Genomic DNA, 14051 nt, shown 5'->3' with positions numbered 1-14051 from the left:
CAAATGAGTTTTCTGGACTATTTCAGGAGCAAAAAAACCAACACCGCCAACGTTGCCAAGGAGCGGCTGCAAATTATTGTGGCCCACGAGCGTGGTCATCGCAAACAACCGGACTACCTGCCGGCGCTGCAGCAGGAACTGCTGGCCGTTATCCGCAAGTATGTGGACATCAGCGACGACATGGTACAAGTAGAGATAGACCGCACCGACACGTGTTCGGTGCTTGAACTGAACGTAACGCTGCCCGAGAAGTGACGCCGGCACGGGTTCGGGCTAAGCTTTTACCCTCTTTTCAAAATAGGCTGCCTGAACCATGCCGTTGCTTGCACGCGAGATAATGACCCCGAGTATCAAGGCGGTGCCCCAGTCCTGGACTATGGACAGGTTGGCCCGCTTTCTGACCGACAACGAAATCGCTGGTAGCCCGGTTACCGATGACAGCGGTGACATTATTGGCATAGTCACCCTGAAGGATATTACCGAATTTCGCTGGAACGCAAGCCGCCCAGAGACCGAGGCACGGCTGACGGAAGACGAAGCCCGCGAAGCTCGCCGTTTGCGCATGGTTATTTACGAGGGTATGGGCAAACTGCCGGTGGAGGTCAGAGACATAATGACCCCTATTCTGCTGTCGGTTGACGAAGACACGCCGGTGCGCGAAATTGCCAAAACCATGATGGCCGAGCATCTGCACCGGATATTTGTCACTCTTGATGGAAACATATCAGGGATTATTACCACTTACGACCTTCTAAAGATTATCGCCGACCGCAATATGACCCAGCGCTGCGCGATGCAAGACTGAACCGCGCAGCCCGTATCCGCCATCCGACTCGCCCGTTGTAGAGGTACTGCCCCTTATGCCCGCAGCATCGCAAGACCGCCTCAAGATGTACGTGCTAGACACCAATGTTCTGATTCACGACCCCAACGCCCTGCTGAATTTTGAAGAGCACCAGGTCATCATTCCGATGACCGTGCTGGAAGAGCTCGACAGCCTGAAATCCGGCAAGCAGACAGTAGCGGCCGATTGTCGCCAGGCCATTCGCACCATCGACCGACTGTTGGGCGACGCCAGCCCGAAGCAGATTGAAAGCGGTGTGCCTATTGCACGGGGCGAAAAAGCAGAACCCATGGGAACCCTGTCGATCCTGATGAGTTCGGAATCGGTAAGCGGCCATGCCCTGCCCGAGCACCTGAACGATAACAAAATTATCAACAGCCTGGCCGCCCTGCAGAAACACCACACCAACCGCGACATCATTCTGGTTAGCAACGACATCAACATGCGGCTGAAAGCCCGCGGCTTTGGCGTAGAAGCCCAGGCTTACCACAACGACCAGCTGGTAGACGACATAGGCCTGCTGCCCCGGGGCTATATCGAGTTCCCCGGTTCGTTCTGGGACACCGTCAGCAAAGTGGAAACCAAGCAGCGGGATGGCGCCACCGAGCACAGATTCAAGCGCGAAGGCGAACTGGCGCGGCTGAACATCAACGAGTTTGTGCTGGACCAACAGGGCTTTGTGGGCAAAGTGTGCGAGCTGGGCGACGACTACCTGGTCATTCGCGACCTGCACCAGCACGACCTGATGAACGAAGAAGTCTGGGGGTTGATTCCCCGCGATATCTATCAGGCCATTGCCCTGAATCTGTTGCTTGACCCAGACATCCACCTGGTGAACCTGACCGGCGCCGCCGGCTCTGGAAAAACCATTCTTGCGCTGGCGGCCTGCATTGAGCTGACCGTGGCCAGCAAACTCTACAAACGTATTATTGCTACCCGCAGCACCCAGGGGTTAGACGAAGACATCGGCTTTCTGCCGGGCACCGAAGCGGAAAAAATGGAGCCCTGGCTCGGCGCCATTGTGGACAACCTCGAGGCGCTGCATGAAGACGACGAGAACGTGACCGCCAGCGTGGATTACATTCTCAGCAAAGTGCCCCTGCACTTTAAATCCCTGAACTACATCCGGGGCCGCAGCTTCCAGCATAGCCTGATCATTATTGACGAATCCCAGAACCTGACCCCGCACCAGATTAAAACCATCATCACCCGCGCCGGTAACGGCTCCAAGGTGATCTGCCTGGGTAATCTGGCGCAGATTGACACCCCTTACCTGAGCGCTCTGAGCTCCGGCCTGACCTACATGACCGAACGCTTCAAAACGTTTCGCCACGGTGGCCACATACACCTGCAAGGCGTGCCCCGTTCGGCATTGGCGGAATTCGCAGAAGCCAATCTGTAAACTATGAAGACAATACTATTAAACAGGAAGGCAACATGAACTCATCATGGATGAAGAAAGCCGGGCAAGGCTTGCTAGCCGTAACATTAGCCACCAGCTTAAGCGTTCAGGCTAACGACACGCCGGGTGAAGGCGTCACCGTTATTCCCGTGAAAAGCTCCATTGCCGAAGTAACCTTTCAAACGCTACTGATCAGCCGCGCGCTGACAGACTTGGGATTTAATGTGGAAAAAATCCGCGAGCTGGAATACCCGGCAGCCCACGTTGCGATTGCTAACGGCGACGGCACCTTTATCGCTGACCACTGGTACCCCATGCACACGGATTTCTATGAAAAAGCCGGCGGCGACGACAAGCTGTTCCGCTCTAACGTATATTCGGGAGGCGCTTTCAGCGGCTATCTGATCGACAAGAAAACCGCAGACGAGTACGGCATTACCAACATCGCTCAGCTGAAAGACCCGGAAATCGCCAAACTGTTCGACACCAATGGCAATGGCAAAGCCGACCTGACCGGCTGCCCAACGGGCTGGGGCTGCGAGCAGATCATTGAGCACCACATGGGCGCCTATGGCCTGCGCAACACCGTTGATCACAACCAGGGGCCCCACTCGGCTCTGATGGCCAGCACTATTGCCCGGTTCAACAAAGGCGAGCCGGTTTTGTATTACAGCTGGGTGCCCTACTGGGTGAGCGCGGTGATGAAGCCGGGTAAAGACGTGGTGTGGATGGAAGTACCCTTCTCGTCTCTGCCAGGCGAAGGCGGTAATGAGATCAACACCAAATTGCCAGACGGTTCCAACTACGGTTTCCGTGTTAACACTCAGCGCATTGTGGCCAACAAAACATTCATTGATGACAATCCGGCTGCCAAAACACTGTTCCAGGCCATGAACCTATCCGGCGAGCATATCTCCGCGCAAAATCTGGCGATGCGTAACGGTCAGAACACCGACGAAGACATAGCGCGCCACACCGACCAGTGGATCAAAGCCAACCAAGACATTTATAACAGATGGCTGAAAACCGCACGTGCAGCAACCAAGTAACACCGCCCGCCAAGTGTTTAAAACCTGAATAAAAAAGCCCTGTCAGTTGCTTTGCTGACCGGGTTTTTTTTCAACCTACAACCAATTGACCCAGCACCCCGAATAAAAACCCTAAAACCGCGCCCATAGGCGGCAACCAGTGTTTTTCTAACTTCGCCTGCGGAGCAATGTCCTGAAACACCAGATACAAAATACCACCTGACGCAAACAACATAATAAAGTCCAAAACCTCATCGTATTGCGCCAGCCACACGTGCCCTGCGATACCTGCAGCCGGGCCCAACGGCACCAGGCAGCAGAAGATCAACAACACCTTTTTACCTTCCATACCCTGGGCTTTGCGGCTGCGATGAATCGTGGCCGGATCTTCCGCTGCGGTCATCTCACGATAGGCGTTGAAGCCTTCCGGTAAATTCTGCACGGTAATCAACAGCGCCAGCAGCATGCCGCCCTCGCCGCCCACCGCAAACACAGCCCCCAGCGCCAGCGCTTCCGGTATGAAATCCGCCAGCATCGCGATCAACTGCGACACCGAGCCCTTTGCCTTTGCCAGCACGACATCCAGCAAGCCAAATCCCAGCCCGCCCATAATCATGGCCAGCGCAATCCACCATCCGTTTAGCAGATCAACGCTTTCTGGCACCAGCACCAGCGCTACCGCCGACAACAATGCGCCACCGCCGAATGCAATCACCGCGTGGCGGAACTCGCTGTCTAGCCAACTGGGACCAATGTGTTCAATTCTTCCCAGCAAAGCGCCTGTTGGAATGGCCGCGCCAGCCGCCGTAGCCAATACAATGGTCGTCCATAACGAAGTCATAACTGCATGTATCTCCTCTTTTTTCGATCAATGCCGCGTTAGCACACGACAGACTACCCAACGCTACCATTGTTGCCAATCCTTCATGCCACAACGCAAACAGACTGCTAAGATTTATACAGATGCACACCGCTTTAATTATGCATCCTTTGCATATCCCTGATAGGAGATTACGCATGAGAAAACATAGCTCAATAACAATTCGTTCAGGCAAAGTGGCCTTGCTAGCAGGCCTCGCCCTGGCTCTGGGCGGCTGTGCCAGCCCCGGTGAACGCCCGGATGCCGATCTGCAAAGCGCCGAGTCGGCCTTGCAGCAAGCTGTCGCGGCCGATGCTCGGCAATACGAGCCAGTGCTTCTAAACGACGCGCAAAATAAAGTCGCCGACGCCAAAGGGCTGATTGAAAAAGAAGAATATCAGAGCGCCGAGCGCTTACTGCAACAGGCCTCGGTAGATGCGCAGTTGGCCGGAGCCCGCGCTGAAACCGCCAAGGCCCGCCAGGCGGTTGAAGAAGTCAATCGCAATATTGAAGCGCTGCGCCAGCGCATTAATCAGAGCCAGTAATCGCCATTGCCAAAGGGGACAGTGATGAAACAACGCAACACAACGTTAGGTTTGGCCATAGGTTTATCGGTATTAATGACCGGCTGTGCTTCCACACCACCACAAAATGCGAAAGTAGACGAAGCCCGTGCCTCCTACGACCGCATCAAGAATGATCCTGCCGTAGCCCGTAGCGGCGACACCCAGCTGCGCAGTGCGCGGGACCAGCTCAATCGCGCGGAATCGCTGTTGAAAGACGGTGGAGACAGCAGAAGTATTGAACAGGCGGCGTACTTGGCCCACCGCCACGCACAAATCGCCAGCCAGCAGGGAGAGAAGTCAGAACTGCAAACTCAGATTGAATCGGCCGAAGCGCGCCGCAAAGAACTGATGCTGGCAGAGCAGACCGGCGATGCCAGTGCAGCCCGCAGCGAAGCAGAAGCTGCCCGCCGCGAAGCAGAAGCGCTACGCCAAAGCATGGCCGAATTGCAGGCAGAACAAACCGATCGTGGCATGGTGCTTACGCTTGGCGATGTGCTGTTTGATCTGAATCAGGCCGATCTAAAATCAGCCGGCGAACAGACTGTAGGTCGCCTGGCAGAATTCATGCGTGAATATGAAGACCGTCGGGTGAGAGTTGAAGGCTATACCGACAGTACCGGCGCTGAATCTTATAACCAGCAATTATCCGAACGCCGCGCTGAATCAGTACGCAACGCACTGGTCAATCGGGGCATCTCCTCCACTCGGATTGAAAGCAGAGGCTATGGCGAGCAATACCCGGTGACTGGTAACGACAGTTCATCCGGGCGCCAGCAAAATCGTCGTGTTGAAATTGTCATTTCCGATAAAGACGGGAATATTGATACCCGGGAAGACTGAGAAACTAAATTCGTAATAAGCCGGCTCAAGGAGGCCCTCAAGTCTGCTTTAAAACGGCTTGAGGGCCTGTTCTTTACCAATACCGCGGTGCAGGCCGGCCAAACAAATCAGTATTAACATTGAGCCCCGAAGTTTCCAGCTTCGAGGCTCAATGCAATAATGACGAACTAATGTAATCGCAAGTAGCGTTACCCCACAAAAACAGGGGCTGCTACAAAGTTCCAGATAATCACCGAACCCACGCGGGTAGCGACCAGAATAACAAGAGCCACGGTCAGCAATGCGCCGCCATAAAATACGGCTCTGTCCTGATCAATACCCATCACGATAGGAAGCCCGTCATACATCAACCAGCCGCCGTAACAGGCGGCCGCCAAAAACACAAGGGCATTAAACCAAGGCACCGGGTACAACAAAGCGAAGCCGGCCAGGAACATGGGCGTGCAAGAATACGCCGCCAGTGCAATACCGTTAGACGGCGTTATCTCTTCTTTGGCGCCGTAGGTTTTAGCCATCCAGTTCACGGCATAACCCAGTGCAAAAACGCCCACCAGCATAGCAATATACGTTAGCACACTGAGTTGGGCCGCGCTGATCTCGGTCAGCTTGACAATCCTTTCGCTGCCCACTTTCCAACCAAAAATAGCCGTTGATATATAAGCACAAATCGGCGCTATCGCGGCCAGAATCACGACATAGGCAACGTAAAGCCGGCGGGGTGTTTCGTGCTCGTTACGAATGGAAGCCCACTCTGCATCCGGTTTCGTGAATAATCCAAAAGCGTGTGAAAGAAGCATTAGCACCACCTATTATTGTTACTGTTGTTGTTTACGAGAGTATATACGACACTTCCGATTCCGCCAGATCAGCGGCGATTGAAATTGGAAATTAAAGTTCACCCCTTATCGTCGCATAAAAGCCTGTTGGAGGATGCCATGACAGAAATTCGCCTGAAACGCGCCTACGATGACGCTGCCAATTCCGACGGGCCACGCCTGTTGGTAGATCGTATATGGCCCCGGGGGGTTAGCAAGGAAGATGCGAATATTTCAAATTGGCTGAAAGAACTGGCTCCGTCTACCGATCTCCGAAAATGGTTCGATCACGATCCAGAGAAATGGGAAGAATTTCAGAAACGCTACCTGGAAGAATTGAAGTCTGCAGACAATGATTCGCTTACAGAACTCAAGCAATGCGTTCAGCAGCACAAGCGACTTACCTTGGTGTTCGCCGCCAAAGACACGCAACACAACAACGCCGTGGCACTGAAGGCATTCATAAAAAACGGTGACGTATGACGAAATAAAGTTCGAAAGTTGCTGCTCCAAAAGGATCCAGAAAAAAGGGGACAGATTTGAAATCTGTCCCCTATCTTGTTTTCGCCGCCTTATGCCTGGTCTATGTCGGGCCGCGCGCTCAGGCGCCGATCACCCCGTTGTCGTCGCGGGTAACGATGACGGTCGCATCCCGCGGGTGATCGCCTTCGGTGCCAAAGGGCCAGTCACCAGCCGGATGCTGAATATTCACAAACATAGTTCTAACGTCCGGCGTAGTCACAACACCGGTTACCTCACAACCCTGAGGCCCCACAAAAAAGCGCCTAATGTCCCGGGTTGCGGGGTTAGCCGCCAACATCATGTTGTTCTGGTAAGGCGCAGCATCAGAGCCATCGGTCTGGATCCAGAGACGGCCATTGTAGTCAAACCACAGGCCATCCGGGCTGTTGAAGATATTGTCATCCGTCAGCGACACCACAACTTTCCCATCTACGATCGTCTCTGTACCCTGCTCCCCAGCAAACACAAAGATATCCCACTGAAATTCAACCGCGGCAAAGTCATTATCGGCCTCACTCCAGCGAATGATGTGGCCCGTGCGATTTTCTGCATTGGGGTTGGCCGCATTCACCTGCTCTTCCGTGCGTTGCGAGTTGTTGGTCAGGGTGAAATAGACTTCACCGGTGTTCGGGTCTACCGCGCCCCATTCCGGGCGGTCCATCGGCGTCGCTCCGGCAATGTCGGCGGCGAGGCGCGTATTCAGAAGAACATCCGCCTGATTCTCAAAGCCCTCGAACAGAACGGCACCCACCGATGAACCTTGTGCAGCCTGCACGCGGGCCGCAAAATCCAGGTTATCAAGCGACAGCGAGAGCCAGTCGCCCGAGCCGTCTTCGTTAAAACGTGCGACATACAGGGTGCCTTCATCCAGCAGATAGCCGCTGGCGGTTGACGCATAATAGGGCCGTAAAGAAACAAACTTATAGATATACTCAAAGCGGGAATCGTCACCGGAATAGCAGACAACCGGCTTACCGTCTTCAACCGGCGCGAAAATAACGCCCTCGTGCCCAAATCGACCTAGAGCTGTGCGTTTCTGAGGTTTGCTTTCCGGCGTAAACGGATCAATTTCGACCATATAACCAAAGGTGTTTGCTTCGTTCCGATAGTCGTCTTTAGCGCTTGCGGCCGCGGGGGTGATGTTGAATCGAATGTACTGATCCTCGCCACCGTCGGCCAGTTCCCAGTCGTAGCGGGTAGCACTACCAACACCGTGACGGGTCTGCTCCCGTGGCTGCGTTTGCGAGCCGTTCGCAAAGTAGCCGTGCCAGTTTTCCTCCGCCGCAAGGTAGGTTCCCCAGGGCGTAGGGCCCATCGAACAGTTGTTCAGCGTGCCCCGTGTCTGGGTGCCATTCGGGCTGAAGCGGGTTGACAGCTTCTGGTAACCACGAACCGGCCCGCGGATATCCATTTCTGTATTGCCCGTCACCCGGCGATTGAAAGGGCTTCCAAACACGATGTCCCAGGTGCCCGCACCGTCTTGCTTTATATGCACCACCGACACGCCGTGCGCGGCTATCTCCTTGCGCACTTCATCGGCCGGGCGCATGCCACTCTGGTTATAAGTGGGGCCGTCAGGGTGCAGGGCTTTCTGGTTGATGTATTCATGGTTCATTACCAGCAGCCCCTCATCAGAGCGGTTGCCGCCAGCTTTGAAATCAATCGGGAAAAAGTGCATGCCATCGTGGTGCATGCCCACCTGCTGCTCCTGCTCGGCGCCGGAGTTAGACGCGTCAGGCCAGAATTCCGGGTAAGACCCGGTAATTGGAGTTCCCCAGGGCAGGAAAGCTTTTGCCGAGTAGCCCGCAGGCACAACAACATTATTGGCGGTGGATACGGCGATCGCGTCAAAGCCAAGGGCCGTCGTACTAACGTTATCGCCATCAGGGTTTGAACCCGCACTAGCGCTATTGCTATCGCTGCCGCAGCCTGCAAGGCCGAAACCCATGATGCTGGCCAACGCCGCACCAACGCCGCCTTTCATCAGGGTACGGCGCTGCACACGTGCATTCAGCACGTCATCGAATACTTTGTTGCCCGAGTGATTTACAACCGGCTCGTAATCGGGGTCCAGATACTTGGAATCAACGTTGTGCTTCGCCATGTTATGCCTCTCCTAGTTGCTCTCGATCATCAAAAAATAGATGTTGTCAGGAACACAGTGTCGGAGGGAGATATGACAGTGCGGAGACAGTCAAAAAAAAAAGCATGAGTGAGTGACAAGCACGCCCTACGCACTTGGCTCAGACACATCCTTTTTACTCGCACCTTTTTCACGAGCAATGTCCTGCGCCCATCGGCGTTCTTCTGCATCGGCATCAGGAGTTTCCGGCTCGGAGCGCCTGTCCGGCACATATTCAAGACGTGTCAGCAGCGGGAAATGATCAGACCCAATGTCTGGCAAACGACGAATGTCTTTTACCGTAAAGTGCTCACTGTGAAAGAGGTGGTCTAACGGCCAGCGCATAAAAGGGTATTTCGCGTGGAACGTACTGAACATGCCCCGGCCAACCCGCGGATCCAACAGCCCGCTGATTTTACGAAACAGCCGCGTGGTGGGTGACCAGGCCACGTCATTCAGGTCGCCGGTCACGATTGTAGGCTGATCATCGTCAGCAACACTTTGCGCCACAATAATAAGCTCGGCATCCCGCTCTGAAGACTCTTCATTTTCGCTGGGGCTGGGTGGCGCCGGGTGCAAGAAGTGAATCCGCACTTTATCGCCAGACCTAAGCTCTACCAACCCATGCATCGACGGAACTCCGTCTTCAACCAGGTATGCTTTCTCCGCCTCGTGCAGTGGAAGCTTGGAAAAAACGTGCATGCCATACAAATTATCCAAGTGGCGTGTACGGCAAAACCCGCCAAAGCTGGCTGGCCAGGCAAAGCCCTGTGGCAGCAATCAGCAGCCAGCTAAAGGCGCTGCTCAAGTCTAGAAGCGCCAGCTGACAAACAATAACGAGCAATGCCACCACGGCGATCTGCAATCGCGGAAAATCGAACCCACGAACGCTCCAGTGCGGGTTCCGCCATAACGGCAACAGCGTTGCCAGCACGATGAAAACGGTAAAAAAAACAAGAGTCAGAGTCATTAGGCTACAATTTCACATGAAATGAAGTCGGTTATATCCTGCGCGCCCCTGCCGTGCCTGTCCATGCTCAACTTTGCCAAACCGGGGACAGATTTGAAATCTGCCCCCTACCTTATACTTCAAGGATCGCACGTCCATGAAACAACGCTTTTCCCGACACACATTTTTGACAGCATGGCTGGCCGGGATTTTTCTACTCTGCTTTTCGACGTCATCCATTCTTGCCGCAGACACCGACAAAGCTACTGAGCCGGCCCCAGAGCAAACGGAAGATACGCCTCAGAAGCCAGAAGAAGCCCGCCCGGCCGTGCAACCTCAGCTGCAGGCCGGCTCAGATGCAACTCCCGAGATTGAACTACCCGACGCCGTTAACGCCGATATTCAGCAGCAAGTCCGTGCGTTGGGCCTCTCACTGGAACAGCGCCGCACTGCCGTCGCATCCAGCCGCCAACAACTGATGTATGCCGAATCATTACTCAGCCGCCTGAAAGACGAATACGAAAGCTTCGAACTGACGCTTGAAACCGCAGGGCTGAACCTGACGTCTAACTATGCCAGCCTTTTAAAGCAGCGGCTTGAACGGCTTCAGCGGCAGAGTGTTGCCAGCGATTTAATTGAAGGCATACAAGACAAACTCTCCGCGGCACGGGAGGAACAACTCAAGCTTGAGGAGTTCGAAGCCATTACCGAACCTGGCGACGATGTTCGTGGCCAACTGCGCAGCCGCCGATCGGACTTACTGCGAGCACTCCACAAATCGGTTACCGAGCATATCGACGTTCTGAATGATTATTACGGCACCGTGACAGCACTTCAGAACCAGGTACTGGAATACCAGACACTTTTAAAACAACGGCTGTTCTGGCTTCCGAGTGCCTCGCGGGTGGGCACCGAAACATTCAGTGAGCTTTATCAGGCAATTCAGTGGCTGCATTCGGAACTCAAATATGCCCCGTTTAAAGAAGCCGTTTCCACGTCGCTGGCTGAACGTGCCGGCCGCATTGGGCTAATCGTGTTGCTGCTTATCATACTGACCATCAAACGACATGCGATCATAGAAAACCTGGGCGCCAACAGCCAGTTTATCGGCAATGTTGGGCATGACCGCACAGCCTCTACACTGTTGGCGCTGATGAACAGCGTTCTGCTGGCGCTGCCCGGCGTTCTTGTATTCTCCCTGGCGGCGCTTGTACTTATGGAAGGCACCGCGTTCTTTTCGGCGTTATCCAAAGGCTTTACCGCGGCCGCTTTTATCATGTTCCTGCTGGCGTTTATTCGTAACGTTGCCCGTAAACAGGGGCTGGGCGAAAGCCACTTCCACTGGAACACCAGCTCCCTGCAGGCAATTCGCCAGGCACTCCCTATCCTTATGGCGTTTGTTATACCTGTTGCCATTGTGACCACCGCTTACAGCTCAACCCCCGAGGGCGCACAGTTTGATGACAGTCTCGGCCGCCTGTTGTTTACGGTGGTATCTGTTGTGCTGGCAGTATTCGCTCAGCGCATTATGGCCGCCGTAAGAGCGCACAAACCCCACAGCCGATTTTTGCATTTCCTCCATATCATCGCCGTTGCTACACCGCTCGCGCTGGCCGCGGCATCGCTGGTGGGCTATCACTACACCGCCCTTCAGCTTGAACGCAACCTGTTCATTTCTATTTGCTGGCTGGCGTTTAATGCAGTGCTTTATTACCTCGGCTTACGAGCGCTTTCCGTGCGTGAACGCAGGATCACTCTGGAACGCCTGGTAGAACAGTGCGCGGCCGAACACAAAATAGCGGAAGCCAAAGAAGCAGCAGACACGCCCGGCGACGCACTTCCACTGACTCCGGATATGCCAGAAATGGATCTTGCAGACATCAGCCAGCAAAGCTCTTCCCTGCTCCGGGTTATTATGTCTGTACTGGCCCTGACCGGCCTCATGTTTCTATGGGCCGATATTATTCCCGCCCTGCAACTGTTCAACGACATCACCCTGTGGACCATTGCAACAGAGCTTGACGGTAGTGACCCACTGCCCATCACGCTGGCGGATGCGCTGCTGGCGTTACTGATTGCGGCGGGTACCGTTATTGCTGCAAAAAACCTTCCGGGAACGCTGGAGGTCACCCTTCTGAGCAGAATGCACCTTCAACCTGGCTCTGGTTATGCCATCACAACCATTACCACTTATATAGTCGTGCTTCTGGGCGTGTTGTTCTGCCTAGGGGTGATTGGTGTTCAGTGGTCCAAACTGCAGTGGCTGATCGCGGCCCTCGGGGTTGGCCTTGGATTCGGGCTTCAGGAAATCGTCGCCAATTTTGTGTCGGGCATCATCCTGCTTTTCGAGCGCCCTATTCGGGTGGGTGACACCGTAACGATTGGCGGCATTACCGGCACTGTGTCACGCATACGCATTCGCGCAACAACCCTGGTTGATTGGGATCGAAAAGAACAGATCATTCCTAACAAAACCTTTGTAACCCAAGATTTTACAAACTGGACACTGTCAGACCCGATTACCCGAATCGTCGTGAAGGTGGGTGTCGCCTATGACTGTGACATAGACCAGGTTCAAGCCATACTCACCGAGGTAGCGCAAAATAACGAGCGCGTTACGGATGACCCGGCACCGTCGGCTTTCTGTGTCGGATTTGGCGACAGCTGCATTAATTTCGAGGTTTGGGTGTTTGTAAAAGACCTGTTAGTAGACATGATGCCGCTGTCTCACGAACTTCACGCGTCCATCACAAAAGCCTTAACCAAAGCGAACATAGACATTCCGTTCCCGCAGCGTGACATTCACGTGCACACCCGGCCGGAGCCGAGCTGAGCTTTGAATCCGGGGACTAAATCGGGGACAGGTTTCAAATCTGTCCCCTACCTTGAATGTGAGCGACACTTCAGCACTCATGGCGAATGGACGAACTATACTGTTGAGCAAAGAAAACCGAAAAAGATGACAACATTCAATATGGCATAGGAGCGGGCATGGATATTCACGCCGAATTGCATTCAACGATTCAGGATCTTGTTCAGCCAGGCAAGGGTATTCTTGCTGCGGACGAAAGCCACCCGACTATCGCGAAACGCTTCGATGCGGTGGGTGTTGAATCTACAGAAGATAAACGCCGGGAGTACCGCAGCCTGATTTTTTCCACACCCGGGCTTGGAGAATTCGTCAGCGGTGTGATTCTTTTTGAAGAAACCCTGGGTCAGAACAGCCTGAACAATGCACCGATCACCCAGCTGTTGGAAAGCCAGGGAATTGTGCCGGGCATCAAGGTAGATACGGGAAAAAAGCCCCTGATCAATGCTCCGGGCGATGAAATAACCTATGGCCTCGACAGCCTGGATGACCGGCTGGAAATCTACAAGAACCAGGGCGCCCGTTTCGCCAAGTGGAGGGCTGTGTACAACGTCTCTAACACACTGCCCTCACGCCAGGCGGTGGAAGCCAACGCTGAGATGCTGGCCCGGTATGCCGCGTTATGCCAATCCAAAGGTATTGTGCCCATTGTAGAGCCAGAGGTGCTGATTGATGGTAACCACACCATCGAACGATCTGCAGAAGTAAATGAAGCCGTGATTGCGGAGGTTTTCAACGCCCTGCGCCGCCACCGCGTGCAACTGGAAACCATAATTCTGAAGCCCAGCATGGTAACGCCCGGCAAAGCGTGTGCGAAGGCATCTCCGGCAGCAGTAGCAGAAGCCACTTTGGGGGTATTACGCCGAGTTGTTCCGGCGGCCGTCCCGGGTATTAACTTCCTCTCCGGCGGACAGACTCCCGAAGAAGCTACCCTCAACCTGAACGCGATGAACAGCCTTGGCCGGCAACCCTGGAGCCTGAGTTTTTCTTATGGACGTGCCCTGCAGGAACCGGCACAGAAAGCTTGGGCCGGCAAACTGGACAACAAACACGCTGCCCAAAACGCCATGCTCAAGCGAGCCAGGCTTAACGGCGCGGCCAGCTCTGGGGAGTATAAAGCGGAGATGGAAAGCTGAAATCAGTTATCGCCGGTTGCAAAAGCACCATATCTTGTGATCGCAAGCTATGGTGCGCCCGCTCCACGAGACACGCACGGGAGTTTTTACCAGATCCCA

At 54.4% G+C, this 14051-nt stretch carries 14 protein-coding genes; 9 read left to right on the top strand and 5 right to left on the bottom strand.

Annotation, left to right across the window (positions count from 1 at the left end):
• Positions 1 to 3: 3 nt before the first annotated feature.
• The 4 genes from minE (at position 4) to proX (ending at position 3295) form a co-directional block, all read left to right on the top strand.
• Positions 4 to 255: a cell division topological specificity factor MinE gene (minE, locus tag MIH19_RS05260; RefSeq protein WP_007348801.1), complete on the top strand. Its 252-nt coding sequence runs from the start codon at positions 4 to 6 to the stop codon at positions 253 to 255.
• Between the two features lie 58 nt (positions 256 to 313).
• Complete coding sequence (locus MIH19_RS05255; RefSeq protein WP_249007867.1) at positions 314 to 805, top strand: CBS domain-containing protein; 492 nt, start codon at positions 314 to 316, stop codon at positions 803 to 805.
• Positions 806 to 890: 85 nt separating this feature from the next.
• Entirely contained in the window at positions 891 to 2246 is a 1356-nt protein-coding gene (locus tag MIH19_RS05250; protein WP_249008949.1) for a PhoH family protein, read from the top strand.
• Positions 2247 to 2281: 35 nt separating this feature from the next.
• Positions 2282 to 3295 carry a glycine betaine/L-proline ABC transporter substrate-binding protein ProX gene (gene proX, locus MIH19_RS05245; RefSeq protein ID WP_249007866.1) on the top strand — a complete coding sequence of 338 codons (1014 nt, stop codon included), beginning with the start codon at positions 2282 to 2284 and terminating at the stop codon, positions 3293 to 3295.
• Between the two features lie 70 nt (positions 3296 to 3365).
• On the opposite strand, the gene MIH19_RS05240 is transcribed toward proX, so the two are convergent.
• The gene (locus MIH19_RS05240; protein ID WP_249007865.1) at positions 3366 to 4115 is read right to left on the bottom strand and encodes a divalent cation transporter; all 750 of its coding nucleotides are present in this window, start codon (positions 4113 to 4115) and stop codon (positions 3366 to 3368) included.
• A 176-nt stretch (positions 4116 to 4291) separates the two neighbouring features.
• Here MIH19_RS05240 and MIH19_RS05235 point away from each other — a divergent pair, with 176 nt between their 5' ends.
• On the top strand, positions 4292 to 4678 hold the full coding sequence (locus MIH19_RS05235) for a DUF4398 domain-containing protein (RefSeq protein WP_249007864.1): 387 nt from the start codon (positions 4292 to 4294) through the stop codon (positions 4676 to 4678).
• Between the two features lie 24 nt (positions 4679 to 4702).
• Positions 4703 to 5539, top strand: a complete 837-nt coding sequence (locus MIH19_RS05230; protein WP_249007863.1) for an OmpA family protein — start codon at positions 4703 to 4705, stop codon at positions 5537 to 5539.
• Between the two features lie 188 nt (positions 5540 to 5727).
• On the opposite strand, the gene MIH19_RS05225 is transcribed toward MIH19_RS05230, so the two are convergent.
• The gene (locus tag MIH19_RS05225) at positions 5728 to 6336 is read right to left on the bottom strand and encodes a Yip1 family protein (protein ID WP_249007862.1); all 609 of its coding nucleotides are present in this window, start codon (positions 6334 to 6336) and stop codon (positions 5728 to 5730) included.
• 138 nt (positions 6337 to 6474) lie between these two features.
• Between MIH19_RS05225 and MIH19_RS05220 the strand changes: the two genes are divergently transcribed.
• Positions 6475 to 6837: a DUF488 domain-containing protein gene (locus MIH19_RS05220; RefSeq protein ID WP_249007861.1), complete on the top strand. Its 363-nt coding sequence runs from the start codon at positions 6475 to 6477 to the stop codon at positions 6835 to 6837.
• 118 nt (positions 6838 to 6955) lie between these two features.
• Here MIH19_RS05220 and MIH19_RS05215 read toward each other — a convergent pair whose 3' ends face one another.
• From MIH19_RS05215 to MIH19_RS05205, 3 genes are all read right to left on the bottom strand, one after another.
• Complete coding sequence (locus tag MIH19_RS05215; RefSeq protein ID WP_249007860.1) at positions 6956 to 8980, bottom strand: PhoX family phosphatase; 2025 nt, start codon at positions 8978 to 8980, stop codon at positions 6956 to 6958.
• Between the two features lie 126 nt (positions 8981 to 9106).
• Positions 9107 to 9700 carry an endonuclease/exonuclease/phosphatase family protein gene (locus MIH19_RS05210; RefSeq protein ID WP_249007859.1) on the bottom strand — a complete coding sequence of 198 codons (594 nt, stop codon included), beginning with the start codon at positions 9698 to 9700 and terminating at the stop codon, positions 9107 to 9109.
• 10 nt (positions 9701 to 9710) lie between these two features.
• Positions 9711 to 9968, bottom strand: coding sequence for a hypothetical protein (locus MIH19_RS05205; RefSeq protein ID WP_249007858.1), 258 nt, complete (start codon positions 9966 to 9968; stop codon positions 9711 to 9713).
• A gap of 136 nt (positions 9969 to 10104) precedes the next feature.
• Between MIH19_RS05205 and MIH19_RS05200 the strand changes: the two genes are divergently transcribed.
• Positions 10105 to 12780 carry a mechanosensitive ion channel domain-containing protein gene (locus MIH19_RS05200; RefSeq protein WP_249007857.1) on the top strand — a complete coding sequence of 892 codons (2676 nt, stop codon included), beginning with the start codon at positions 10105 to 10107 and terminating at the stop codon, positions 12778 to 12780.
• Positions 12781 to 12938: 158 nt separating this feature from the next.
• The gene (locus tag MIH19_RS05195) at positions 12939 to 13952 is read left to right on the top strand and encodes a class I fructose-bisphosphate aldolase (RefSeq protein ID WP_249007856.1); all 1014 of its coding nucleotides are present in this window, start codon (positions 12939 to 12941) and stop codon (positions 13950 to 13952) included.
• Positions 13953 to 14051: the final 99 nt, after the last annotated feature.

The organism is Marinobacter sp. M1C (assembly GCF_023314135.1).
Lineage (GTDB): Bacteria > Pseudomonadota > Gammaproteobacteria > Pseudomonadales > Oleiphilaceae > Marinobacter.
Note: the sequence above shows the minus strand (reverse complement) of the source record. Positions and strands in the feature narration are given on the sequence as shown.